The following is a 25,305-nucleotide window of genomic DNA, read 5'->3' as shown; positions in this document are numbered from 1 at the left end:
TCATCGTAAATATACAATTAATAAAGATTTGACCTTTACATGAAAAAACATCCTGTAAGCAATAAGACTTTCTTAAAATGATAGTAATAAAAGTCAGGTCTTTGTACCTTTGACCCATTAAGTAGTGATAACTTATGAAAAGAGATGAAAATTTAAAAGAGCAGTGGGAGGAAATAGTATCGAGTTTATCGAACCAATTTGCTGATGGAGATATCCTCGACATTGACGCCATACTATATTTAATCGGAGTACAAGAATTGGGGCAGCTTAAAAAGCGATTCAAAAAAGACGATAAGGTTAATCTAATGCATATTGCCATTTGTCGCCTTTTAGAGCCCTATGGATATTACGAATTTGAGTTTTTTGATAATGATGGCTGGCCTCATTACAAAATCAAAGAAACTTTACCTTCATTAAAGGCTGGAGAACAGAGCGTATTGATGAAAGAGGCCATAGTTAATTACTTCAGAGACAGAGATTTTTTTTAAAAACATCAAAGCATTGTTAATAACTATTATTTGATCAAAAAATAATTAACTTTGCCCACTTTAAAAGTATCCGGAAAAATGATCGACAAGATAAAGGAACACATTGCAGAAGTTGAAAAATTTACAGCAGAAACTGCAGAGACTGTAGAATCATTTCGTATTAAATACCTTGGTAAGAAAGGAATTTTAAACGACTTTTTTGCTGAATTCAAGAATGTTCCTAATGAGCAAAAGAAAGAATTTGGACAAGCTGTAAACCAGTTAAAAAAAGCAGCTGAAGATAAGGTTAACTCTATCAAAGAACTTCTTGAAAGTAAAGAAGAAGACAAAGGATTATATGGAGATCTAACACGTCCGGCTGAACCTATTCAGTTAGGTAGCAGACATCCTATTTCAATTGTTAAAAATCAGATTATCGATATCTTTTCAAGAATTGGATTTAATGTTTCTGAGGGGCCGGAAATCGAGGATGACTGGCATAATTTTACTGCATTAAATCTTCCGGAATACCACCCGGCAAGGGATATGCAGGACACCTTCTTTATTCAAACAGATCCCGACATACTCTTACGTACACATACTTCTTCCGTTCAGGTTCGTTATATGGAAGAAAACAAACCTCCCATCAGAACAATCTCTCCTGGAAGGGTATACAGAAATGAAGCTATATCGGCTCGTTCTCATTGTTTTTTCCATCAGGTTGAAGGTCTTTATATTGACAAGGGAGTATCTTTCGCTGATTTAAAACAAACATTGCAATATTTCACAACTGAAATGTTTGGTAAGTCTAAGATCAGGTTAAGACCATCTTATTTCCCTTTTACGGAACCAAGTGCAGAAGTTGATGTGTATTGGGGACTAAATAATGAAATAGACTACCGAATAACCAAGGGAACCGGATGGTTAGAGATTATGGGATGCGGAATGGTAGATCCTAATGTTTTGGATAATTGTGGTATCGATTCAAAAGAATATTCAGGATTTGCTTTTGGTATGGGAATAGATCGTATTGCGCTGTTACTCCATCAGATTCCTGATATTCGAATGCTGAGTGAGAATGACATTCGATTTTTAGAACAGTTCAAATCGGCTTTATAAATTTATATTTAGTGAAGAAAGATTTTGAAATACCGGTAGCAAAAGAAGTGATTGTTGCTATAGTCCGTGAATGGAATGAAGAATTCCAATGTCATGACTGGAATGCCTATCTGGTAAACAACAAAGACACCGCAATAGAAATGGTATTTGTTACCACCAAAGGTTTTGATAATAAGGTCAAAACTTCTGTGATGCGACATGGTCTGGGTACAGTTCAAAGCAAATCTTCGGTAAAGATTGAATTAATCCAAGAGGATCTTCTTAAATTAAATAATGAATTTTTTGTCACCTTCTTTGGACTCGACGGTGTATTATATGAAAGAAGATTTCTATTTCGTAAAAACACTATTAACGAAAAAGCAACTCAGGAGATTCCGCTGTTAAAGTCGAGAGGCGTTCTATGTAATTAAGATTTATGGAAGGTCAATATCTATAATACATAATTTACTCCAGTTTTATTTTTTCCTTTAAGTATTGAATCTGGTTACAATACACTCATTTTCTTTACATCCAATCTTTATTTATTTAATCATATGATTAACAATCTAGTTGAGCATATGATTCATCTTAATCTTTCAAGAAGTCTTGGATTACTAAATGCAAACTACGTGTTTAAAAACCAAAAATAAATCTCCTATAAACACTCCAAGCAAAACGTAACTACAATAAAAACAACACATTAAGGTCTGCTTAAAATATTTAACAATCCATTAACTTCTTTTAGTTCGCTAATAACCGAACTAAACGTATATTTGCACAAATAAATTACGAATACATGTATATGGATAATTTATCAGAAGAAAAAAAAGAACTTATTGAAGAGTTAGGTGTATACTTCGAAACCTCAGAAGATATGTCTCCTTTATCTGCAAGGATCTTTTCTTTACTCGTACTCTCAGAAATCAATGGCATCACCTTCGATACCATTGTTGAAACTTTAGAGGCCAGTAAAAGTTCTACCTCAACAAACCTTCAGTTACTACAAACCTCAGGTATAGTTTCATATTGTACCAAGCCAGGTGACCGAAAGCGTTACTTCAAGGTAGATCCAAAACATATAGTTACACGTTTGGAAAAGAAAATTGAAATGTGGGAAAAAGAGCGTAAACTTCACCTCAAAGTAAGCGACTTTAAGATAAAACTTCACAAGCAGCAGAACACTTTCAGCGAAACATTGCCTGGAATTCAGTTTGCTAAAAATTACTCCTTATTCATAGAAGACGTTATTAAAAACCTTAAAAACTTAAAAGAAAAAACCTCTACATTAATAAACGAAGAACAATCATGAGAAAGCAATTATTGAATGTTTCCCTGATCCTTGCCTCTGCTGCAATCCTTATAAGTTGTGGTAATTCTGAAGCTAAACAACAAGCGGCTCCAGGTGCAATGCCTTATCCTACTGTTAAGGTTGAAAAAAGGTCGGTAAAAGATCATACAAGCTACCCGGCAAGTATAGAAGGAATTGTGAACAGTAAAGTTAGAGCAAAGGTATCCGGATATATCCAGGAAGTTTTAGTAGATGAAGGTGAAGTGGTGAAGAAGGGACAACGTATGTTCAGACTCGAGACACAATCTTTATCTCAGGATGCTGAAGCGGCAAAAGCCCGTGTTAATGTTGCCCAGGTAGAAGTAGACAAACTTAAACCTTTGGTTGAAAAAGACATTATCAGTCCGGTACAATTGGAAACTGCAAAAGCAAATCTTGAGCAGGCTAAAAGCACCTATCGTAGTATTGTAGCAAACATAGACTATGCTAATATAAAAAGTCCCGTTAACGGTGTTGTCGGAAGTATTCCATTCAGAAAAGGTAACCTTGTGAGTCCGCAAGATGCACAGCCACTAACGACTGTTTCAGACATTAATGAAGTGTATGCTTATTTTTCTTTAAATGAAAAAGAGCTTATTTCATTTATGAGAAACATGAAAGGAAATACCCTGGATGAAAAAGCCAAAAACATCCCTGAGGTACAATTAGAATTAGCTGACGGATCTATCTATGGTCATCCCGGAAAGATTGAGACCATCACAGGGGAGGTAAATCCTAATACAGGAACAGTGTCATTCAGAGCTACTTTTAAAAACCCGGAAGGTTTATTAAGAAACGGTAGTAGTGGTAAAATATTATTACCAAGACATATGGACGACGCCCTGGTTGTTCCTGAACTATCGACCTTCGAGCAACAAGGAAAGCGATTTGTTTATGTAGTAGAAAATGATTCTTTGGTGACCAAGGCAATCACAAGTGCTGCAGAAACCAATGGATTGCTGGTAATCACTGAGGGATTACAAGAAGGGGATCAAATTTTAGCCAAAGGCGTTAGCAAGGTTCGTCCCGGGACTAAAATAGTTCCACAGCCAACAAGCATTGACAGCATTGTTAATTCATTCAACAAAGTATTTAAATAAATAAACAGCTATGCTCAAGAAATTTATAGAAAGACCTGTTCTTTCTACGGTAATATCTATTATCATTGTAATGCTCGGTGTTCTTGGGTTTTATACCCTGCCGGTAACGCAATATCCAGATATAGCTCCGCCAACGGTACAGGTGAATGCATCTTATCCGGGAGCAAACGCAGAGACTATCATAGAGAGTGTTATCATTCCTATTGAAGAACAAATAAACGGTGTTGAAGGGATGACCTATATGGTTTCTTCAGCAAGTAATAATGGTAGTGCCAACATAACGGTATATTTCGAACAGGGTGTTGATCCTGATATTGCCGCGGTGAATGTTCAAAACCGTGTTGCACGTGCTAACGCATTACTACCCGCCGAGGTTATCAGAGCTGGGGTGATTACCCAAAAGCAGCAAACTTCTGCTTTGATGTACGTGGCCATGTATTCTGAAAACCCGGATTACAACGACACCTATGTTCAAAATTATCTTAACATAAATGTAAGACCGGAGATTCAACGTATTGATGGAGTTGGAGATGTGACCGTATTTGGTGGCAAAGACTACTCTATGCGTATTTGGATAGACCCTGCCAAACTATCTTCATATGGCGTTACTACTACTGAAGTAGTTCAGGCCATTGGTGAAGAAAGTTTAGAGGCAGCGGCTGGTTCCCTTGGTCAAAATTCAAAACAATCTTTTGAATATGTTATCAAGTATAAGGGACGTTATAAAACCGCTGATGAATATAACAACATCATTATAAAATCATTAGGCAATGGACAATTTTTACGTTTAAAAGATGTAGCAAAAGTAGAGCTGGATGCCTTTTCATATAATTCCATTTCCAGATCGAAAGGATATCCGGGGGTAAACTTTGGAATCTTTCAAACTGCCGGATCCAACGCCCAGGAAATTATTAAAGAGGTATACGACAAACTGGACCAGCTTGAAAAAGATTTTCCAGAAGGGGTAAAATACTTGGTCAACTACGACACCAACAAGTTTTTGACGGCGTCTATGAACAAAGTTAAGCATACACTTATAGAAGCCTTTATCCTGGTATTCTTTGTGGTATTTATCTTTTTACAAGATTTTAAATCCACGCTAATTCCGGCAATTGCGGTACCTGTTGCAATTATTGGTACGTTCTTTTTCTTAGGGGTATTTGGTTACTCTATAAACCTCTTAACCTTATTCGCGCTTATTCTGGCTATTGGTATTGTGGTGGATGATGCTATCGTAGTTGTTGAAGCTGTGCACGCAAAACTTGAGGAAGGGTATGATTCGGCCAGGAAAGCTTCAATTTCGGCAATGAGTGAAATTAGCGGGGCGATTATATCCATCACCCTGGTGATGGCTGCTGTATTCGTACCTATCACCTTTATTCAAGGACCATCAGGGGTATTTTATGAGCAGTTCGGTGTTACCCTTATTGTTGCTATACTTATTTCAGCAGTAAACGCACTAACATTAAGTCCGGCGCTATGTGCGATTTTCCTGAAGCCGCATACTGATAAACATAATAAGAAAGGTTTATTACAAAGGTTTTATTCAGCATTCAACGTTGCTTTTAATGCGACTACAGCTAAATATGTAAAATCTTTAGGGTTTCTGGTAAAGCATAAATGGATTACCGGAGGAATTCTTGCGGTTGCAGTTGCTGCCATTATATGGGCAAACAATACTACTCCAACAGGATTCGTACCTACTGAAGACAGAGGGGTGATTTTTGTGAACGTCGAGTTACCGCAGGGGTCTTCTTTAGATAGAACGTATAGTGTAACTGAAGACTTATACAAAACTATGAGTTCGATAGAAGGAATTAAAACGGCTTCTCTTATTAATGGTCAAAACTTCTTCTCTGGAGCGGGTAGTTCTTATGCAATGGGCTTCATTATTTTAGACGATTGGGATAATAGAGAAACTGAGGCTACTTCTGTTAATGGCATTCTTGGACAATTATATGCCAGAACGGCCACTATGGCCGAAGCCAATATTATTTTCTTTACCCCACCAAGTATTCCAGGTTTTGGTTCGTCGGATGGATTTGAGATGAGATTGCTCGACCGTTCTTCCGGAGAATTAAAAGACCTTGATAATGTTGCCAATGAATTTGTTGGTGCTTTAAACCAACGGCCGGAAATAGCTTTTGCTTCGAATTCATTTAGCACCAATTTCCCTCAACTTGAATTGGATGTAAATATTGCTAAGGCAAAAGAAGCGGGTGTGAGCGTAAGTAACATTTTAGCCACACTTCAAGGGTATATTGGAGGATATTATGCTGCAGACTTCAGTAGGTTTGGTAAACAATTCAGAGTATACGTACAGGCAGACCCCGAAGATCGAAAAGATGTTAATAGTCTGAACAGTATGTTTGTTAAAAACAATCAAGGTGAAATGGCACCGGTATCGGAATTTGTAACCTTAGAGCGTGTATACGGTCCGCAAACTGTTAGTAGATTCAATTTATTTAATGCAGTAACAGTAAATGGATCTGCTACCCCTGGTTTTAGTTCAGGGGATGCTATTAAGGCTGTAAACGAAGTGGCAAAAGAACATTTGCCTAATAATTATGAGGTGGCCTACTCTGGAATTACAAGAGAAGAAATAGCTTCGGCAGGTTCATCGGGTATTGTATTTATCTTAAGTATTGTGTTTGTGTACTTCTTATTGGCGGCTCAGTATGAAAGTTACATATTACCATTTTCGGTATTGTTTTCATTACCGGTTGGAGTTGCAGGTGCTTACCTCTCAACAAAATTTACAGGCTTAGAGAATAACATCTATTTCCAGATCGCCCTTATCATGCTGATTGGTCTATTGGCTAAGAATGCTATTCTGATTGTGGAATTTGCCAAACAGCGTCGAGAACAAGGCATGTCAATTACCGACGCTGCTATTGCAGGTGCCAAGTCTCGTTTAAGACCTATTTTGATGACATCATTTGCATTCATTCTTGGATTAATGCCATTGGTATTAGCTAAGGGTGTAGGTGCTGAAGGTAACAATTCGATTGGTACCGGAGCTGCAGGCGGTATGTTAGTGGGTACTATATTAGGGGTGTTTATAATCCCTGTTCTATACATTGTCTTCCAGTGGTTACAAGAAAAAATTACTGGTGCCCCGGAAGTAAAATCAGAAATAGAAGAAGCATAAAGTAGAGATCATGAAAAGAACACATATCTATAAATTCATACTATTAACAGTTATTGCTGTTTCTGTGCAGTCGTGTTTTGTCGCTAAAAACTACGAACGACCTGAATTAGAGGAAGCAGAAAACTTATACAGAACAGATAATCTTCCGCAGGATAGTATTTCTGCGGCTGATATTTCCTGGAGAGATTTATTTTCTGATCCTTTATTAGAAACATACATCGAAGAAGGACTCCAAAATAATATTGATATTCGCATTGCATTACAACAGGTAATGGCTGCTGAAGCATATATGAAACAAGGAAAGGCAGGATATCTGCCTTCTTTAAATGGTAGCTCAACAGTAACCCATCAGGAGCTCTCTGCGAATAGTCAGTTTGGATCGTTTTTTGACGGTTCTTTGCAACAGTACGAGTTATCTGCCAATCTTTCCTGGGAAGCTGATATCTGGGGGAAAATACGAAGTAACAGAAGGGCTACACAAGCCACTTATTTACAAACAGTAGCGGCCCATAAAGCGGTTAAAACGCTTCTGGTTGCAGAAATTGCTTCAACCTATTATCAATTGGTGGCTCTTGATGCGCAGTTAGAGGTTACTAAGGAATCTATCGTTAACAGAAACAATAGTTTAGAAACTATTAAAGCCCTTAAAGAAGCCGGTAATGTAAACCAGGTTGCCGTAGATCAAAGTGCTGCTCAACTATACAGTGCTCAAGCTTTACAGGTAGACATTGAGGAAGCTATTTTTCAAACTGAAAACGCTTTTAGCATCTTACTTGGAAGGACAGCCCAGGGATTCGAAAGAAATTCTCTCGATGATCAAACGGTACAGCATGACCTTCAGGTTGGATTCTCTTCTTTGTTATTGCGAAACAGACCTGATATCATGGCGGCTGAATATGGATTAGTAAATGCATTTGAGCTAACCAATGTGGCACGAAGTAGTTTTTACCCTTCGGTTACTTTATCAGCAACAGGTGGCTTCCAGAGTTTAGAATTAGAAAACTGGATAGACACACGATCTATATTCGCAAATCTGGTTGGTGGCTTAACGCAACCTATTTTTAACCAAAGAAAGATTCGCACACAGTATGAAGTTGCCAAAGCACAGCAAGAAGAAGCTTTATTGAACTTTAAAAAGTCATTGCTGGTAGCTGGTCAGGAAGTATCCGATGCTTTATACACTCTTGATGCGAAAACAGAAAAATACGATTACAGAGTCAAAGAGGTAGAGGCTTTAAGAAAAGCAGAAATAAACTCGGAAGAATTATTAAATAGTGGTTTTGCCAATTATTTAGACTTGCTTACTGCAAGACAAAATGCATTAAATGCAGAGCTCAATGTAATAGACACTAAACTTAATCAGTTACAGGCTGTTATTACATTATACCGATCACTTGGCGGTGGTTGGCATTAATACAATTTCATGATTTGATTGTTTTGGTTGGTTAGTGGAACTGTCCTGTCTTTTTAGTCTCTTGGCAGGACAGTTCTCTTTTTTATCGTAAAGGAAACCCTTTAGCAGCCCACCACGGGTGTATTTCAATAACCAATCTTCCTGCCTTAACCATTGGATCCATATTGGCAAGACTATCTGCCATTTCTAATGTGGGCACGTTATAAATTGTTATTCCTCTTATTTCACCATCATCACCAAAAGGTCCTGATATATCTGCGAATCCTTCTTCATACATCCGGCCTAAATGTGCCAAATGTAGTTTTTGCAAGCTATCCGCTTCTTCTTTAGTTTGAGAACGGGAAGGTCCTTTCTTCAAAAAGGCCATAAAATATTGCTGCATTAAAATTGTATCCTGAGATTTCGGGTCTACATAATCGAATACCTGATAACCTTTTTCCTGTAAATTCTGCTTAACAGCCGTTACTGATTGTTGCACTTCATCTTCAATAATATCTGCCGTAATTGCTTCTATTATTTCGGTATCGTTTTTTGAAGGGTTTTCTTCCTTACAAGCCACAAAAGCCAGTATTCCTATAAATAATATCAAATGTTTCATATATAATGTGAATTTATGCGCTAATTACTCGCAATTTTAAATTTCGCTACTTAAGATGTTATTCGTTCCATTTATTAAATGGTTTTTTACTTAATTGGGAGTTATAATATTTTATTTGTCCGGTTACTTCTTCTCCCAACCAACCGGGTCTTTCAAAACTTTCATCTTCATTCTTAAGTTCAACCTCGGCAACAATCAGCCCTTCATTTTCTCCATGAAACTCATCTACTTCGAAGGTGTGCGCTCCACAAACCACTTCGTACCGAACTTTGCTTATTACCCCCTCTTCACATAATCTTAAAAGAGACTCAGCTTCAGACAAGGGTATTTCACGCTCCCATTCAAAACGCATCGTTCCATTTGCAGAAGATTTACCTTTCACCGTCAAAAAGCCCTTGTCTGCTTTAATTCGTACTCTTACAGTTCTGTTTGGGTGCGAATTTAAAAATCCTTGTACAATACGTTTTTTAACATTTGCCTCCTTTTTATAATCCTCAGAGGTCACCAAGAACTTACGTTCAATTTCTATCATATTCCTTTTGCTATTTCTTGTATAATATCACTTTCTATCCTGGTCATTTCATAGTCGTTGTCTGCCAACCATACCATGGTTTTAACAATGGTTTTCGGATGAATGGAACGGTACTTTTTCAAGGGCCCTATCATGAACCAATTCATTGGTTTCATTAATTGTTTAGCGAGGTATTCACCCGTACGTTTTTCTTCCCTTTCTCCTCCAATAAGCGATGGCTGTAAAATAAATGTGCGAGGGATTCTGCATTGCAATACAGCTTCTTCCATTTCGCCTTTAGTTCGGTTGTAAAATACTCGACTATTAACATTAGTTCCAAGAGCCGAAATTACCATAAATGTATCTATATCATTCTTCTGACACAGAGAAGCTGCCGCCACAGGTATTCCGTAATCTATTTTTCGATAAATTTCTTTATCGGGTGTTTTAGCAGCTGTGGTACCAACACAGCAGAACACTACATCTGCCTTAAAATCATCCTGATAAGATTCCAGATCTAATAGATCCATCACATACTCTTTTATCTTATCATGTTGCTTTTTCAAGGGCTTTCGGGTAAAAACCTTTACGGTTTCATAGGTATCACTCTCCAACAAAAGCTCCAAAAGCATCCCCCCTGTTAAACCAGTAGCACCAATTATGATGGCTGTCTTATTCATACACCTAAATTACATTAAATTTGCTTTATGGAACAACCTCCTTCAGATAGAAAAATAATTCATGTGGACATGGATGCCTTTTATGCTTCGGTTGAACAATTGGACAATCCGGAACTTAGGGGCAAACCAGTTGCTGTCGGTGGTGGTGAAAAACGGGGAGTAGTCTCCGCTGCCAGTTATGAAGCCAGGAAATATGGTGTAAAAAGTGCTATGAGTGGTTATCTGGCCAAGAAAAAATGTCCACATCTTATTTTTGTAAAGCCAAGGTTTGATAGGTACAAAGAGTTATCTCAAAAAATCAGGAAGATATTTTTGGAATATACTGAATTGGTTGAACCGCTCTCATTAGATGAAGCATATCTCGATGTAACCAACAATAAAAAAGGCATTCCTTCAGCCTCTCTTATCGCGAAAGAGATACGGCAGCGCATTAAGGAAGAAATTGGACTCAATGCATCAGCTGGAATTTCTATAAATAAATTCATTGCAAAAGTTGCTAGCGATTACAATAAACCTAACGGACAAAAAACTGTTCCTCCGGAAGAAGTTGAATCTTTTTTAGAAGCACTTGATATCCGGAAGTTTTATGGGGTTGGTAAGGTTACGGCAGAAAAAATGTATCAACTTGGTATTTTTTCCGGTAAGGAGCTTAAGCTAAAGTCTATCGAATACTTAAATGAGCACTTTGGAAAGAGCGGATCGTATTATTATCAGGTCGTTAGGGGTGTTCACAATAGTGAGGTCAAACCGCATCGCATTCCTAAATCGGTGGGAACGGAACATACTTTCTTTGAAAACCTGAGCAGTGAAGTCTTTATGCTTGAAAAGCTGGAAAAGATAGCTCATGAACTTGAGCGACGACTCAAAAAATCTAAGATTGCCGGTAAAACGGTTACCTTAAAAATAAAATATAGCGACTTTGCTCAGCAAACCAGAAGCAGAACCCTCCCCTATTATATAGCAGATAAAAGTATGATCTTTGATACCGTAAAAGAACTGCTTTACCAGGAGAAACCACAGAATTCCGTAAGGTTACTTGGTATTTCGCTTTCCAACCTCAATACAGAAAAGAAAACAACACTACCCGAAAAGCCTCTTTCTGTTCAATTACAATTTGATTTTTAATCATCGTAGTCATATTAACCTATTGAATTTAGCTTAAACAGGAAGGTTAAATACAACTTATATGCATGTCTTTTCCGTGACGTACGGATAAAGTTGTATAAGGATATTATGGGGATAATATAGGGATAATATGGGGATAACATGGGGATATCATAGAATATAGTCTACATAATCCTTGCTTTAACATCGCTCTAAGTATTAAGTTTTTACCGATTATTAAGAGGTCATTTGTTAGCTGAAAGTTTTTAAAGAGGATGTTACAATCCACGATCCCTTTTTATAGACTCATCCTACTTTTCTTTTTTTAAAAACACATACAGATTCTATTGTATCAGCTTGAAACACCGGTAGCTCAACCCGTACAACCTAGATTTATTTTTTACAGATTCCATTTAAATAATACCATAAATTTTTTTGTTTGATCGGGCTCTATTTATCGGAACTCTAAGGTTAATTGCGGGGACCATTCCTTTTATGTTTTTCTATTAATTTTGTAATTGCGTTCATCAAGCCTTTCAAAATGAAAAAAGATCATAAACTGCTGTATTATATTAATAAGTGGTCTCATTTAACGGAAAAAGACGAAACGGCAATTTTAGCTGCTTTCGAGCCTGTACGCGTCAAAAAGAAGAAGGATCTCCTTGTTTCAGGAGAAATCTGCGATTACCTGTATTTTATTACCCAAGGATGCTTGCGTTCTTTCTATACAGACGAAAAGGGTGTTGAGCATATCTATCAAATCAGGATGGATAATAACTGGATAAGCGACCTGGAAAGTTTCTTTTCTCAACAACCTTCCAAATACAATATTGAAGCGATCGAAGATTCTCATTTATTGAGAATTTCTCATGAGCGTTTTGAGCAGTTGCTCATCGAGATACCTCAGCTTGAAAGGTATTTTCGCATTCTTTTCCAAAAAGCCTATATAAATGCGCTAAGTCGACTCAATGCAACCATGTGGGAAACTGCCATGGATCGATATTCTGAAATGCTCAAAGAGCATCCTGAAGTTTTTAAACGGGTCCCACTGGTATACATTGCTTCATATCTTGGCATCACTCCTGAAAGTCTTAGTCGAATTAGAAGACAGAAGTAAATCCCAGGGTTCTATACAGAATTCTTAACAAACATCAACTCAATTTCTTACCATAGATCAAGTGTAAATGACCTGAGGCTGAGCTACTTTTGTATTGTACAAAAAAACAGCTTTAAACATATTAAAACAATCTCTATCAAAGTAAAATTTTATAATGTACTGCAATACTATCCTTGACTTAAACAGTTGTCAATGAACAGAAAAACTTTTTTAAAAACACTATTGGCCTCAGTGCCTGTAACAATGGTTGGAATGAATTTAAAACACCTACATAAGATCACCGATGCCTTTGGCAGCTCCTCTAAAATGCCCGTTCTTTTTTTAGGACATGGAAGTCCGATGAATGCCATTGCGGAGAATGAATTTGTTCAGGGGTTTAGAAACATCTCGACAGAAATAGAAATCCCCAAAGCAATTGTTGTGATTTCTGCTCATTGGGAAACAAAAGGGACCAAGGTAACCGCAATGGAACATCCTGCTACCATTCATGATTTTGGCGGTTTCCCAAAAGAACTTTATGAAATTCAATATCCTGCTCCGGGGATGCCCGAACTTGCCCATGAAATAAAGAACATAACAAAGACTTCGGAGGTGTCTCTGGATGAAAAATGGGGTTTGGATCACGGAGCCTGGACGGTGATCAGGCATATGTATCCCAAGGCTGATATTCCGGTTATTCAATTAAGTTTGGATTACAGCAAAAACCCGCAGGAACATTACGATCTTGCCAAGGAGCTCGCTTCTTTGCGCCATAAGGGTATTCTGGTTGTAGGTAGCGGTAATTTAGTCCATAACCTTGGTATGGTTCATTGGCAAAAGCTTAATGAGAATTTTGGTTTTGACTGGGCGAATGAGGCCAATGATAAGATGAAGAAATTCATTTTAGAGGGCAATCATCAAGCTTTAATAAACTATTCAAAACAGGGTAGCGCCTTCAATTTATCGATCCCTACTCCGGAGCATTATCTGCCTTTACTTTATGCCCTGGCCTTACAGGATGATAAAGATGAATTAAAAATATTTAATGACGAACCGGTTGGCGGGTCATTGACCATGACCTCTTTAAAAATCGGTTAGGAAAACTAAACATTTAAATTTTAGAAGCAATGAAAATAGGAGTTACAGGAGCAACAGGCCAATTAGGAAGGTTGGTTGTTCAGCAATTAAAGGAGAATGTTGGAAATGATCATGTAGTAGCATTGGTTCGCAATCCTGAAAAAGCAAAAGAATTAGGAGTGGAAGCACGATCCTTTGACTACGACAAGCCGGAAGGATTAGCAGAGCAATTAGCTGGAATAGACAGGTTATTATTAATTTCTGCTAATGAAATCGGGCAACGTGCCCGACAACACAAGAATGTAATCGATGCCGCCAAAAAGGCAAAGGTAAATTGGCTGGTCTATACAAGTTTACTACATGCGGACACTTCTACCTTAAATCTTGCCGGAGAACATTTGGAAACCGAAAAACTTATAAAAACATCAGGGCTTGATTTTACAATTCTAAGAAACGGGTGGTATACAGAAAATTACACCGGTTCGGTTGGAGGAGCTTTAGCGAGTGGTGCATTTATCGGGAGTGCGGATTCGGGTAAAATATCATCTGCTGCAAGATTAGATTTTGCCGAAGCTGCAGCTACTGTATTGAATGATGTAACTTATAAAGGGAAAGTACTTGAATTGGCGGGGGATCATTCATACACCTTAAGTGATATGGCTGCTGAGATTTCTAAACAAACAGGAAGGGACATACCATATAAGAACTTACCTGAAGCTGAGTACGCAAAAATACTTGAAAGCTTTGACATCCCCGTTGTTTTTGCACAAGGTATTGCAAGTTGGGATGTGGGTGCATCAAAAGGAGATTTATTTGATGATTCGCAACAGCTATCCAAATTAATTGGACGCCCTACTACCTCGATGGCAGCCTCTGTGAAATCTGTTTTATAATTAAACAGCCCCATAAACCTGAGTGTAAAAAAATTGCTTATCTGATTTATTACCAGTAACTTAGATAGGCTTTTTTTTTATTAAGGATCCTGAAAACCAACCAAATTCGGAATTCAAAAAAAATCAATTATGAAAAATTTATCTTTTTTACCAAAAAGCCTGACTCTCTTAGTTTTAATTCTTTTAATCGGCAGTTGCAAAAACACCACTAAAGAGTCTTCTAATACTTCACCTGCCCCGGCATTTGATCTGGAGGTGGTGAAGGCAGAGATCGAGGCAGCGAACCAGAAATACACGGAAAGATTGGCGGCAGGGGATTCCGTTGGACTTTCTAATTTATACACTACGGATGGCAAGTTCATGATGCCTGAAGCTCCATCGTATGAAGGAAGAGAAAGTATCACCTCTGTCTTTTCAGGAATATTGAATTCAGGGATTTCCGGAATTAAATTAACCACCATCGAAGTATGGGGAAACGAAACGTTTGTAACGGAAGAAGGGGCCTTTGAATTATTTTCAGGAGAAGACAAAGTAGACGAGGGAAAATATATCGTGTTATGGAAAAAGGTTGATGGAGAGTGGCACTTGTTAAGAGACATTTTTAACAGCAATCTATCTCATGAATAACCATTAATATATAGCTTAAGAAACAATCATGATTTAAACTTTTTAATTTCCTACCATAAAATACAGTAAAAAATTTGACGATTGATTAAATTTGATAGCCAATTAATCACGAATTTCTTTTTTACTTAACGCATTGATTCAAGAGACTTTTTAATTTTATGATGGTGCTATCCTTAATTCTAAGCTTTGTTTTTATAGTCCTGGCTATTATACATTTTAACTGGGTTCTTGGCGGTAATTTTGGTTTATCTGTGGCTTTGCCAACCAACGAACAAGGAATTCGCGTTTTACACCCCAAAAAAGCAGACAGTGCTATTGTAGGAGCGGGTTTACTTACTTTTGGATTGTTTTACCTTAACACCTCCGGATTCGTTATGTTCAGACTTCCGGAATGGATATACAGCTATGGCGGTTGGATCATTCCTGCTATTTTTTTCCTCCGTGCTATCGGTGAATTTAAATACATTGGATTCTTCAAAAAAATAAAGCATACTCCATTTGGCAAGATGGACACAAAACTTTTTTCACCATTGTGTTTACTGATTGCTGTTATTGGTATTTTGATACAATTATTTCAGTAAAACGCATTTGATGTGATTGTAAAACAATCCTTGATCCGTAATTAAAAAGGTCAACTAAATTTCAATTATTAACTAATAACCTGCTGTTATATTTTTAAGGTTATTCTGCTATTATGAGAATTAAATTTGCCATACATTTGTCTTAGAAATTTTGCAGTACTTGTCAATTTGATTAAGGTTGAACGTAAAGTTGATTAATAGGGAATTGTGTGCAAATCACAAGCTGACGCGCAACTGTAAGTAACATTGAAGGTTTTATCTAAAGTATCCACTGTCTAACCACCATAGGACGGGAAGGAAGATAAAAACGTTACAAGCCAGGAGACCTGCCTTACATCATAATGATTTTGCTTTCGCGATTTAAAGCAAGGATCGAATATTGATATTTTACCGTTTGTTATTTGGATCCCCAAGGTGGGGTTATCCCTGTATGCCGGTATTTATCCGTAAAGACATCTTTAAATCTGCAGGCATACCGTAGTGTAAAGTTTTTTAAATGTTATGTATCATTTTTAAAACCACAAACGTATGATTACACAAATTCTTGGCTACCCGCGAATTGGTGCCAAAAGAGAATTAAAAAAAGCCTGTGAAGCCTATTGGGCAGGTAAGATTACCCAAGAAGAGCTGTTCCAAACGGGTTCTAAGATTAAACAATCTAATTGGAGTCTTCAGCAAGAGGCGGGTATCGACTGGATTCCTTCCAACGACTTTTCTTTTTACGACCAGGTATTGGATATGTCTCTTACCGTTGGTGCTATTCCTGATCGCTATGAACCTCTGTTAAACCATCGTGTCTCAAAAACCGATTTATACTTTGCCATGGCCCGGGGATATCAAAAAAATGGGCTGGACCTGATCGCTATGGAAATGACCAAGTGGTTTGACACCAATTATCATTACATTGTTCCTGAATTCACCAAAGATCAGGAGTTTCATCTTTTTTCGTCTAAAGTAATTGACGAATATACCGAAGCCCTGGAAAAGGGTATAAAGACCAAACCCGTTCTTATTGGTCCGGTTACTTATCTTTTGCTGGGTAAGGAGAAAGAGGCAGGATTTCACCGGATTGAACTCATTGCCAAGCTTTTGCCTGTTTACCTGAATATCTTATCTGTTCTACAAAATGCCGGGGCTACAACTATACAATTTGACGAGCCGTTTTTATCTATGGATCTGACAGCAGATGAGAAGGAAGCCTTTCAATATGTCTATGAAAAAATTGCCGTTACTTTCCCTGATATTGATTTGGTCTTAGCCACATACTTTGGTAGCATAGAACATAATCTAACAACGGTTATGGAGCTACCTGTTAAAACGCTACATATTGATTTGGTGCGGGCTCCAGAGCAATTAGATGTAATCCTGAATGTAATTCCAACCGACAGGAATTTATCTTTAGGCGTTATTGATGGCCGAAACATCTGGAAGAATCATTACGAGACTTCCTTACAAATTATTGACAGGGCCATCAATGTGATAGGTGAAGACCGTATCGTCATTGCTCCTTCTTGTTCATTACTTCACGTGCCATTTGATCTGGATAATGAAAACGATGAGGACACCTTACCTTCCACTCTTAAAAGCTGGCTGGCATTTGCCAAACAGAAGGTGAATGAAGTGAGCACCATCGCCCATCTCTCTTATCAAAGCCCAAGCCCTGAGCATCAAAAAGAATTGGAGTCGAACAAAGCTGCTATTAAAGACAGGGATTCTTCAACATTAATTCATAAACCAGAGGTGAAAAATCGCGTAGCGAATATTACTGCGGCAGATACCTTGCGAAGCCACCCATTTGGCATTCGTCAAACCAAGCAAAAGGCTTTGTTACAATTGCCTTTATTTCCGACTACTACGATTGGATCATTCCCACAGACAGCTGAGGTACGACAACTTCGTTTTCAACATAAAAAAGGAAAAATAACCACTGAAAGTTACCATAAGGAAATTGCAAATGAAATTGAAGAAGCTATTCGCTGGCAGGAAGAGATCGGGTTAGACGTATTGGTACATGGAGAATTTGAACGAAATGACATGGTTGAATACTTTGGTGAACGGTTGCATGGAGTTGCATTCACCCAATTCGGCTGGGTACAAAGTTATGGATCGAGAGGGGTTAAGCCTCCGATCATATTTGGTGATATCAGCAGAAAATCTCCTATGACGGTTCAGTGGACTTCTTATGCACAGTCGTTAACTAACAAACCTGTTAAGGGTATGCTTACCGGACCGGTTACCATATTACAATGGTCGTTTGTTCGTGATGATCAGCCTCGTAAAACAACTACTCAACAGATTGCTTTAGCCATCAGGGATGAAGTTGCAGATCTCGAACAGGCAGGGATTCACATCATTCAGATTGATGAGCCTGCTATCCGAGAAGGTTTACCCTTACGAAAAAAAGACTGGAGCGCATACTTAAAATGGGCTGTTGATGCTTTTAAACTAAGTGCAGCGGTTGTTAAAGATGAAACACAAATACATACTCATATGTGTTATTCGGAATTCAATGAAATCATAGAAAGTATTGCTGCTATGGATGCTGATGTTATAACCATAGAAACCTCACGCTCACAAATGGAGTTACTGGAAGTATTCAGTAAGTTCAAATATCCTAATGAAATTGGGCCGGGTGTATACGATATCCATTCCCCAAGAATCCCGAGTCAGGAGGAAATGGAAAATCTCATTTCTAAAGCCATCAATCTATTATCGGTTCAGCAGTTATGGGTGAACCCTGATTGTGGTTTAAAGACCCGTAAGTGGGAAGAAACCAGGCATGCTCTTATAGCCATGGTGAATGCCGCCATAAAGCTTAGAGAAACACATCAAATAGAGGCATAATATTAACTATACCAGTCGGGTTTAAATGGCCCGACTGGTTTAAATATACTTAGTTAACAGTTTGTTTTATTACCCGTTAGATAATCATCAAATTTAATATTCAACTTTTAATTTAAGACCTGTATATCCGTATCAAACTTTTTAGTTTTATGTTTGGTTATTCTATACGTAAGGCTAAAGTTTATCAGGTAATCCGCAAATGCTGCATCGCCTTGTCTAAACTCACCAGTTTCTATGGTTCTGATCTTATCCTCATAACTTTGAATCCTATTTCTTTCAACCGCAAAAGGAACATTTAAACGCAATGAAAGATTATTTACGGTATAATTAACGCCCGGATCTACTGAAATGGCATAGCCGGGTCTTCGATAGCCTGCGCTACCTCCGATAAAGTCTGAAGCCGGCACACCTTCTAACAAACCTCCAAGATAAAAGGCTAGTCCTTTTACCATTGGAAAGAAGGTGGTACCAATCTGAGCTGCATACTGATCGGGCACAGAGAACTCGCTGGTTCCTCTCCTTGTTAAGACACCATTGGTTTCTTCAGGATTAATTAAATAATACAATGATGTGGTTAGCATAAAATTATGTGAAAGGGTATAGTATCCCTGAAAATCGAGGTTAAACCCAAGTCCTCCATCTCCAGGTTGAATCGATTGATCTACCACCGCTTCCACCTCTGTATCTTTGTCTTGACCCTGATTATAAAAAGTATCAGTATGGGAATAATCTCCCGTAGGCAGTTTAATTCCTGCTCCAAAAGCAAAGTTAAAAGGCTTGGTTCCATGATCAATTAACCAATATCCACCGCCAATTCTTAAATCTGCTAAACCGGCAGCACGTGTAGTATGTCTATCGCCATAGGAATTACCTCCGTGTTCGTACATTGATGACCTTACATGAGAAACGAATGGGATTAGTAAATTGGCATATAATCTGTCGGTAACCCCATAATTGAGAGTTAAATCGAAAAAGTATGAATCATTAATAACATTGGTTCCTTCTTCAATTCTGTTTTCTTCTTGTTCCGTACCACGGAAATGTCTAAAGGATTCAAAATAGCGATTATTAGATCCTACAAGAAATTCTCCAGAGCTCAGATAACCTTCGGTTCCTAAGCTACCAGAGCAGGATGAGAATCCTCTTATTGCCACACATCCTTGGGCATTGGAATAATACAGGTTACAAAAAAGAGACAGTACACCTGTAAAGACAATTCGTCTTATAAAATTTAAATTCATAATTTATATGATTATGCAGATTTTTTAACTGTGATTTTAAGATTGTTGTAATTTGGTAGCTTCGTCTCCGGGATACACCAATAGAAGGGCACTTATTATAACTATATTTTTCATAATATACTGTCCTACTAATGAAGGTACAAAGGGAGCCCTGTCGAAAGATATGTTTGCAAAAAACAACAAGGGCACAAAAGTCATTATTAAGTGAAATATGGCTACCACTACAATTTTTCTTAATTGAAAATTGAAAATCAGGAACATTCCGATAACAACTTCAAGAATAGCGAGCAAAAATATACTGATGCTCTCGGGCAATATTCCAAAAGTAAGGAAGGTAATGGTTTGTTTAGCCAAGGCATCTGCGGGGCTCAACTGTGGAAAAAACTTTAACACCCCGAACCAAACATAGATTAATCCTATACTAAAGGCAAGCAGCCTGCTTCTGTTTATATTAGCTATTAAGCGAGTCATGATTGTTCATTTGAATCATATTCGAATAAGTGTTCAATAAAAAAGTCATAAAAAAAGAGCTACTTATTTGTAGCTCTTTTTAAAAAATCACTTGTTTACCTGAGCTATTTGCTCTTTTTCACCTATTAACTCAAGGAACTTTTTATAATTATATCTGGCAACATTTCTACCTAATTCTAATCCTTCTATGTTATCGGCCTGAATATGGTAACCTCCCATCACTCTGGAGATACCGGCCATTTCCCCTGCTTTTGTAAAAGTTGGAAATTTAAGGACTACCGGATCGTCAACATTGTCAGGCTCTGTCAGTGCCCCTGGAACTAATTCAACTTCACTACCAAACTCGTCGCTTCCTTTAAAAAGCTTTAATGCTTCTGCGCACCCTCCACTAATGGTACTATGACCAGACACATAACTTGGAAATGGAGGACATAAGAATGTATCAGGAGAATATGGTCTCCAGTATTGCCCTTTCATTTCTACCATCCCTTTATCAGGGCCGGCCCATGCCTTTATGGTTTTATCCTGATAATATTCGTGAACTAACGCGAACGGGCGAGCAAAATCATAATGCATTTTAGAATCCCAGCAAGCTATGAATGCATCCATCGCAACCGATTCAACCAGGAAATACATTTTTACATCTTCATCCAAAGTATGTTTATCACGTCTTGAAACGTCCTGTGCAAAAATTAACCAGTGTCCTGCCTGTTGAACTGATTTCGGTCCGTCTCTCATAAACTCTACCAGGGCTTTATTTTCCGGGGTAAGGTTTGCCTGAAGTTCAACAACTTCTGCTACTTCTTCCTTTAATTGTTCAGAACCAACCATTGGTGGTGGACCAGGTCTAAATTGATCTGATGATTTTAACAGTAGAGGTTTTACATTTTGCCAATACGGTGTTAAACATCCTGGTGCAAATTGTCCGCCATTACCATCTGAAAAGTATTTAGGCTGCCACCTATTTATATCCGTATTATTTTCAACATCATTTACCGGTTTATATCCGGTATAGTCAAAATAAGGTTTTCCATCAGAACCTTCTACTTCACCATATTGGTTTGAACCATCATTTTTTCTACCCTCAATGACCATTTTAGCCGCGAGGTTTCCAATTCCTTCAGGGGTAGTCGGATCGAGCGAATGATTATCGGGGTCTAATTGAAGCTCCTTCATTTTATTCCTAAACAATGTACTATCGGAGTAAAAGTACTCACTCATGGCCCTGTATGCCGCATAGCTTATAGCTATCTCTTTATTTTTAATAGTTTGCTCATCTTGAGGTCTTCGTTCAACTCCATCCAGATATACTGTAGCTGCTTTTTCATCATATCTTGACCACGCATCAAACATGGCAGTAAAAATAAGACCTAAGAACCGTGAAGTAATGGTTGGACGAGGTTTAAATTTATCAGTGTCATTGGCTGTTGCCTCCAGAGCGGTATGAGCCCATTGATAAGCTACATTATTTTCACCAAGTGCTTGTTCCTCGGTATTTAGCTTATTCTCTGCAACATCATTCTTACGATCATTTCCCTGTTTACAATTCACAAAAGCCATAATCACACAGGCTAATAGGGATAATTTAATTAATTTTAATTTCATCTTGTTGGTTGATTTTAATATTCAATAATAAGGATTTGAAGCTTACGGTATTTCTTTTTTATTTAGATTGGCTATATTGCTTGATGAAACACATGATTTATTTGATAAAACGATGAAGTGCTTAATTATTGATGATGATTTTTTAATGTGTGATTTGCTCAAACACTTTTGCAATAAAATTGATGACATATCGAGCATCACTGCTACTACCTCTGCATTTGAATCTATAAATCTCATTAACAGTTCTTCTTTTGACCTGATTCTTCTTGACTATAACCTACCGGATATTAACGGAAAGGAAATTTTAAATATTATAGAGGATCGTACTGCTGTTATAATGATCACGTCCAATAAGGATTTTGCTTCTGATTCGTACAATTATGATCAGATTGTAGATTTTCTGGTGAAGCCGATCAATTTCTCAAGATTTTACAAAGGATTTCAAAAGGCACAAAATTACCTTTCCAAATACCAGCGTAAAGATTCGCGATTATTTATAAAGGACCGCAACAAATTGGTTAAACTCGACCTGGAGGAGGTACTTTATTTTAAATCTGAAGCTAATTATATTTCAATTGTTTTAAAAGATAAAAAGATTCTCACTTTAATGACCCTAAAAGAACTTGAGATGAAGCTCAATGACGAATTCCAGCGTGTACATCGGTCGTATATTGTTAATTTAAATAAAATAGAAGCTATTGACAACAATACGATTTTTATTGGAGAGGAGTATATTCCGGTAAGTCAGAGTTATGAAAAGGATCTATTGAAAAAAATCAACCTTCTAAACTAAGCCGTCTTTTTTCCGCTCTAATACAGCATAAAATATATGCGAAGGAATTCCTGATATCGAACAATGCATCAGGATTTAACCTTTCCACTTGTTCGGGTAATGTATCTAAAAGCGATAGAAGATTTAAATTGTTTATATGGGTTATAAGCTTGTGAATAATTGCTTCCCATTCTTCCTGATCTGTTGTTTCAACCGCATTATTTATTCTATTCAAATAAGTTTCAAACTCTTCGTGCATTAGTTGCAACACCTGTTTAATCTTGGCGGTTTTGTAGTCATAATTCTGGTAAATGTTTGAAAAATCGGGTGTTGAGAATTCATTCTTACCGAGCACATTAAAAACAAGGTCTTTTAATTCTGAAGGTTGAAAGGGTTTTTGAAAATAATACTCACTCACTGCTTTCAATTCATTTATTTCAAGAGCCGAAGTTACAATTACGGGAGTTGAAATTTTCTTTGATCGGATAAGGTCTGTCAATGGCTTTTTAAGATTTTTCCTTTCGAGCATCAAATCCGTAATTATCACATCTGCTGATTCTTCTTGCGCATACCTGATTGCTTCTTCTAACTTACGAATTTGGACTATCTTAATTTGCGGATCATTTAGTGTGAATCTAATGAGTTCTATAGTAGAAAGATCGTCTTCGACATGGAGGATCTCGTATTGGTTTTTAAGGACTGGCATTGGAAATTCCTGAACCACTCTATTCTTTTCGGTAATCTCCGTGGAAACTTCCAACAAAGGCATGGTTACACAAAACTCTGAACCAATTCCTTTTTGGGAACTTGCTTTTAATTCTCCGCCGAACAATCCTGTCAGATGCTTCACAATTGATAAACCCAGGCCATACCCACCATAACGTCCTGAAAGTTCATCTTGCTCTCTAAAATAACGGTCATTTATCTTGCTTAAGTTTTCGGCTTTGATTCCGATACCTGTATCCAACAGCTTTATCTGGAACTGAGATTCACTTATTATTTTTGCTTCGAGTTTAATTGAGCCTTCTGCAGTATATTTGATAGCATTCACCACCAGGTTGGTCACTATTTGAGACAACCTTAATGGGTCTGTCAATAGTTTTTTAGCTTCCAATTCACGATCAATATCCATTTCAAATTTCAATCCTTTTTGCAGGGCTTCATATTGGTAACTTGCGTAAATTTCCTTTAAAAGTTTAAAAAGATTAGTAGGCTGATATTCTATTTTAAGGGCCCCTTCCACGATTTTTTTATGGTCTAAAACATCATAAACCAATCCAGACAGGTTTCTTGCACTTCTTCCGAGAGAATCCAATATTGGTAATTGTGATTTAGCAGGATCATTTTTATACAACAACTCCACAAAGCCCAGAATTGCGTTGAGTGGCGTGCGCATTTCGTGGCTCATGTTTTGAAGAAACTCATCACGTTGCATTTTAGCTTGCTTTTCCTTTTCTAAAGCGGTATTGAGCTGTTGAACATTCTGATCTATTTTGTTTTTCATTTTAAGAAATGCGTCGGCCAAAACACCTATTTCGTTTCTTTCAGACACGGGAAGATCTATATCAGAGACTACACCCTTATCATAATTACTGATAGCTTTGGTAATTCGATTGAGCTTTTTGGAAAGTAGTTTTACAAAGACCCAAGAAATAATGATCGATAATACACAAACCAGGATTAGGGTTTTAATACTCCCAAGCCTAACCTCCCGGGCACTTTTCAACAAGGTGTTTCGATCTATCAACGAGACCATATAGATCGTTCTTTTACCCTTAAAATAACTTAACACGGTGACATAGCTAAGAAAATCATCGTTAATCATTTCAGGAATCTTAACGTTCTCAACCATCTCTTTTTTGTCTATTTTAAAATCGCCAAAAAAATTAAATTCCGATTGTCTTTGTTTCGCAAAGGTTTTTTCGCGATTACGTGCGTAAAGATATTGTCCATCGTCATCGATCAGGAATAGCTGTGATTCTAAACCTGATATCTGCTGTAACCGGGTATAAAAATCTCCCAGGTCGACATTAATTATAACAATCCCTTTAATTTCTCCATTTAAAAAAACCGGACTTGCTGCTCGGAGGGTTGGTGTTTGAGGGTCACTAATTACTCCATACTCTTCATTCAAATTTATTTTTGAAAAGTACAATTCTCCTTCATCAATATTAATTGCTTCTTTAAAGTAATCTCTGTCTCCTTTCTCCTGAAGGTCATCAGATTTCAGTATTTGTCCGTTTTTTTTATCAAAACGAATAATTTCTTTTCCATTATTTGCTATCCCTATATAACGTATTTGAAAATATGATTTCTTATTATGAAGAATGGTATAGAAATAATCATCTATATTTTCGGTGGTTCTGTCTGTTGGATTTTCAACATATTCACGTAAGCTGGGACTCGAATCAATTACGGCAATATCATTAGACACTTCTCTTAACAGCGCATAAAATGATTGTTCGGCTAATTGTGAAACATAGGTAATACGTTTATTGGAATGATCGATTATTACTTTGGAAGATCTTTCGTAAATAAGAAATCCAGACAATAATATTGAAAAGATAACAAGCCCTGTAAAAAACAAAGCTGCTCGAGTTACTATAGAGTGTCTAATCTTCATCCGATCGATACCTGAAGGTAAACGA

At 37.4% G+C, this 25,305-nt stretch carries 22 protein-coding genes and 1 riboswitch; of the genes, 15 read left to right on the top strand and 7 right to left on the bottom strand.

Translation table 11 applies throughout. The features are described 5' to 3' along the window. Positions 1-134: 134 nt before the first annotated feature. From BM361_RS07825 to BM361_RS07795, 7 genes are all read left to right on the top strand, one after another. Positions 135-488, top strand: coding sequence for a hypothetical protein (locus BM361_RS07825; RefSeq protein WP_038267500.1), 354 nt, complete (start codon positions 135-137; stop codon positions 486-488). Positions 489-566: 78 nt separating this feature from the next. Continuing rightward, entirely contained in the window at positions 567-1,586 is a 1,020-nt protein-coding gene (gene pheS, locus BM361_RS07820; protein WP_038267502.1) for a phenylalanine--tRNA ligase subunit alpha, read from the top strand. Positions 1,587-1,597: 11 nt separating this feature from the next. After that, positions 1,598-1,996, top strand: coding sequence for a hypothetical protein (locus BM361_RS07815; RefSeq protein WP_074978049.1), 399 nt, complete (start codon positions 1,598-1,600; stop codon positions 1,994-1,996). A gap of 371 nt (positions 1,997-2,367) precedes the next feature. Further along, complete coding sequence (locus tag BM361_RS07810; protein WP_083425896.1) at positions 2,368-2,874, top strand: GbsR/MarR family transcriptional regulator; 507 nt, start codon at positions 2,368-2,370, stop codon at positions 2,872-2,874. Beyond that, positions 2,871-3,992: an efflux RND transporter periplasmic adaptor subunit gene (locus BM361_RS07805; RefSeq protein WP_175496555.1), complete on the top strand. Its 1,122-nt coding sequence runs from the start codon at positions 2,871-2,873 to the stop codon at positions 3,990-3,992. Before BM361_RS07810 ends, BM361_RS07805 begins: the two co-directional genes overlap by 4 nt. 10 nt (positions 3,993-4,002) lie before the next feature. Next, positions 4,003-7,143 (top strand): efflux RND transporter permease subunit, encoded by a 3,141-nt coding sequence (locus BM361_RS07800; RefSeq protein ID WP_074978046.1) that lies wholly within the window; start codon positions 4,003-4,005, stop codon positions 7,141-7,143. A gap of 10 nt (positions 7,144-7,153) precedes the next feature. Beyond that, positions 7,154-8,557 (top strand): efflux transporter outer membrane subunit, encoded by a 1,404-nt coding sequence (locus tag BM361_RS07795; RefSeq protein WP_074978044.1) that lies wholly within the window; start codon positions 7,154-7,156, stop codon positions 8,555-8,557. Positions 8,558-8,639: 82 nt separating this feature from the next. On the opposite strand, the gene BM361_RS07790 is transcribed toward BM361_RS07795, so the two are convergent. Genes BM361_RS07790 through BM361_RS07780 form a run of 3 tightly spaced genes read right to left on the bottom strand, consistent with a single transcriptional unit; the run spans position 8,640 to position 10,346 of the window. After that, positions 8,640-9,155 carry a YciI family protein gene (locus BM361_RS07790; RefSeq protein WP_074978043.1) on the bottom strand — a complete coding sequence of 172 codons (516 nt, stop codon included), beginning with the start codon at positions 9,153-9,155 and terminating at the stop codon, positions 8,640-8,642. Between the two features lie 58 nt (positions 9,156-9,213). Next, positions 9,214-9,687: a CYTH domain-containing protein gene (locus BM361_RS07785; RefSeq protein ID WP_074978042.1), complete on the bottom strand. Its 474-nt coding sequence runs from the start codon at positions 9,685-9,687 to the stop codon at positions 9,214-9,216. Further along, a complete protein-coding gene (locus tag BM361_RS07780; RefSeq protein ID WP_074978040.1) occupies positions 9,684-10,346 on the bottom strand; it encodes an NAD(P)H-binding protein in 663 nt (220 codons plus the stop codon). Before BM361_RS07780 ends, BM361_RS07785 begins: the two co-directional genes overlap by 4 nt. A gap of 27 nt (positions 10,347-10,373) precedes the next feature. On the opposite strand from BM361_RS07780, the gene dinB reads away from it, so the two are divergent. The 7 genes from dinB (at position 10,374) to metE (ending at position 18,568) form a co-directional block, all read left to right on the top strand. Continuing rightward, positions 10,374-11,471: a DNA polymerase IV gene (gene dinB / locus BM361_RS07775; protein ID WP_038267522.1), complete on the top strand. Its 1,098-nt coding sequence runs from the start codon at positions 10,374-10,376 to the stop codon at positions 11,469-11,471. A gap of 520 nt (positions 11,472-11,991) precedes the next feature. Continuing rightward, positions 11,992-12,567, top strand: coding sequence for a Crp/Fnr family transcriptional regulator (locus BM361_RS07770; protein ID WP_074978038.1), 576 nt, complete (start codon positions 11,992-11,994; stop codon positions 12,565-12,567). Positions 12,568-12,819: 252 nt separating this feature from the next. Continuing rightward, positions 12,820-13,644 (top strand): 4,5-DOPA-extradiol-dioxygenase, encoded by an 825-nt coding sequence (gene ygiD / locus BM361_RS07765; RefSeq protein ID WP_217643766.1) that lies wholly within the window; start codon positions 12,820-12,822, stop codon positions 13,642-13,644. Between the two features lie 29 nt (positions 13,645-13,673). Further along, positions 13,674-14,516 (top strand): SDR family oxidoreductase, encoded by an 843-nt coding sequence (locus BM361_RS07760; RefSeq protein WP_074978035.1) that lies wholly within the window; start codon positions 13,674-13,676, stop codon positions 14,514-14,516. 129 nt (positions 14,517-14,645) lie between these two features. Then, a complete protein-coding gene (locus BM361_RS07755) occupies positions 14,646-15,143 on the top strand; it encodes a YybH family protein (RefSeq protein ID WP_038267530.1) in 498 nt (165 codons plus the stop codon). A 158-nt stretch (positions 15,144-15,301) separates the two neighbouring features. Continuing rightward, positions 15,302-15,724, top strand: coding sequence for a DUF3995 domain-containing protein (locus BM361_RS07750; RefSeq protein WP_254785764.1), 423 nt, complete (start codon positions 15,302-15,304; stop codon positions 15,722-15,724). A 158-nt stretch (positions 15,725-15,882) separates the two neighbouring features. Continuing rightward, positions 15,883-16,072, top strand: a riboswitch (cobalamin riboswitch). Between the two features lie 180 nt (positions 16,073-16,252). Further along, positions 16,253-18,568, top strand: coding sequence for a 5-methyltetrahydropteroyltriglutamate--homocysteine S-methyltransferase (metE, locus tag BM361_RS07745; protein WP_074978034.1), 2,316 nt, complete (start codon positions 16,253-16,255; stop codon positions 18,566-18,568). A gap of 107 nt (positions 18,569-18,675) precedes the next feature. Here the strand turns inward: metE and BM361_RS07740 are convergent, their stop codons facing one another. From BM361_RS07740 to BM361_RS07730, 3 genes are all read right to left on the bottom strand, one after another. Beyond that, positions 18,676-19,809, bottom strand: coding sequence for a transporter (locus tag BM361_RS07740; RefSeq protein WP_074978032.1), 1,134 nt, complete (start codon positions 19,807-19,809; stop codon positions 18,676-18,678). A 36-nt stretch (positions 19,810-19,845) separates the two neighbouring features. After that, positions 19,846-20,280 carry a hypothetical protein gene (locus tag BM361_RS07735; RefSeq protein ID WP_074978030.1) on the bottom strand — a complete coding sequence of 145 codons (435 nt, stop codon included), beginning with the start codon at positions 20,278-20,280 and terminating at the stop codon, positions 19,846-19,848. A gap of 87 nt (positions 20,281-20,367) precedes the next feature. Then, entirely contained in the window at positions 20,368-21,885 is a 1,518-nt protein-coding gene (locus BM361_RS07730) for a vanadium-dependent haloperoxidase (RefSeq protein ID WP_074978028.1), read from the bottom strand. A 112-nt stretch (positions 21,886-21,997) separates the two neighbouring features. Here BM361_RS07730 and BM361_RS07725 point away from each other — a divergent pair, with 112 nt between their 5' ends. Continuing rightward, entirely contained in the window at positions 21,998-22,678 is a 681-nt protein-coding gene (locus tag BM361_RS07725) for a LytR/AlgR family response regulator transcription factor (RefSeq protein WP_139226650.1), read from the top strand. Here BM361_RS07725 and BM361_RS07720 read toward each other — a convergent pair. Further along, positions 22,662-25,280: a hybrid sensor histidine kinase/response regulator gene (locus BM361_RS07720; RefSeq protein ID WP_083425889.1), complete on the bottom strand. Its 2,619-nt coding sequence runs from the start codon at positions 25,278-25,280 to the stop codon at positions 22,662-22,664. The two genes, BM361_RS07725 and BM361_RS07720, sit on opposite strands and share 17 nt — an antisense overlap. Between the last annotated feature and the right edge of the window lie 25 nt (positions 25,281-25,305).

The sequence above is a fragment of the Zhouia amylolytica genome (genome assembly GCF_900116365.1).
GTDB classification, from domain to species: Bacteria; Bacteroidota; Bacteroidia; order Flavobacteriales; family Flavobacteriaceae; genus Zhouia; species Zhouia amylolytica.
Note: the sequence above shows the minus strand (reverse complement) of the source record. Positions and strands in the feature narration are given on the sequence as shown.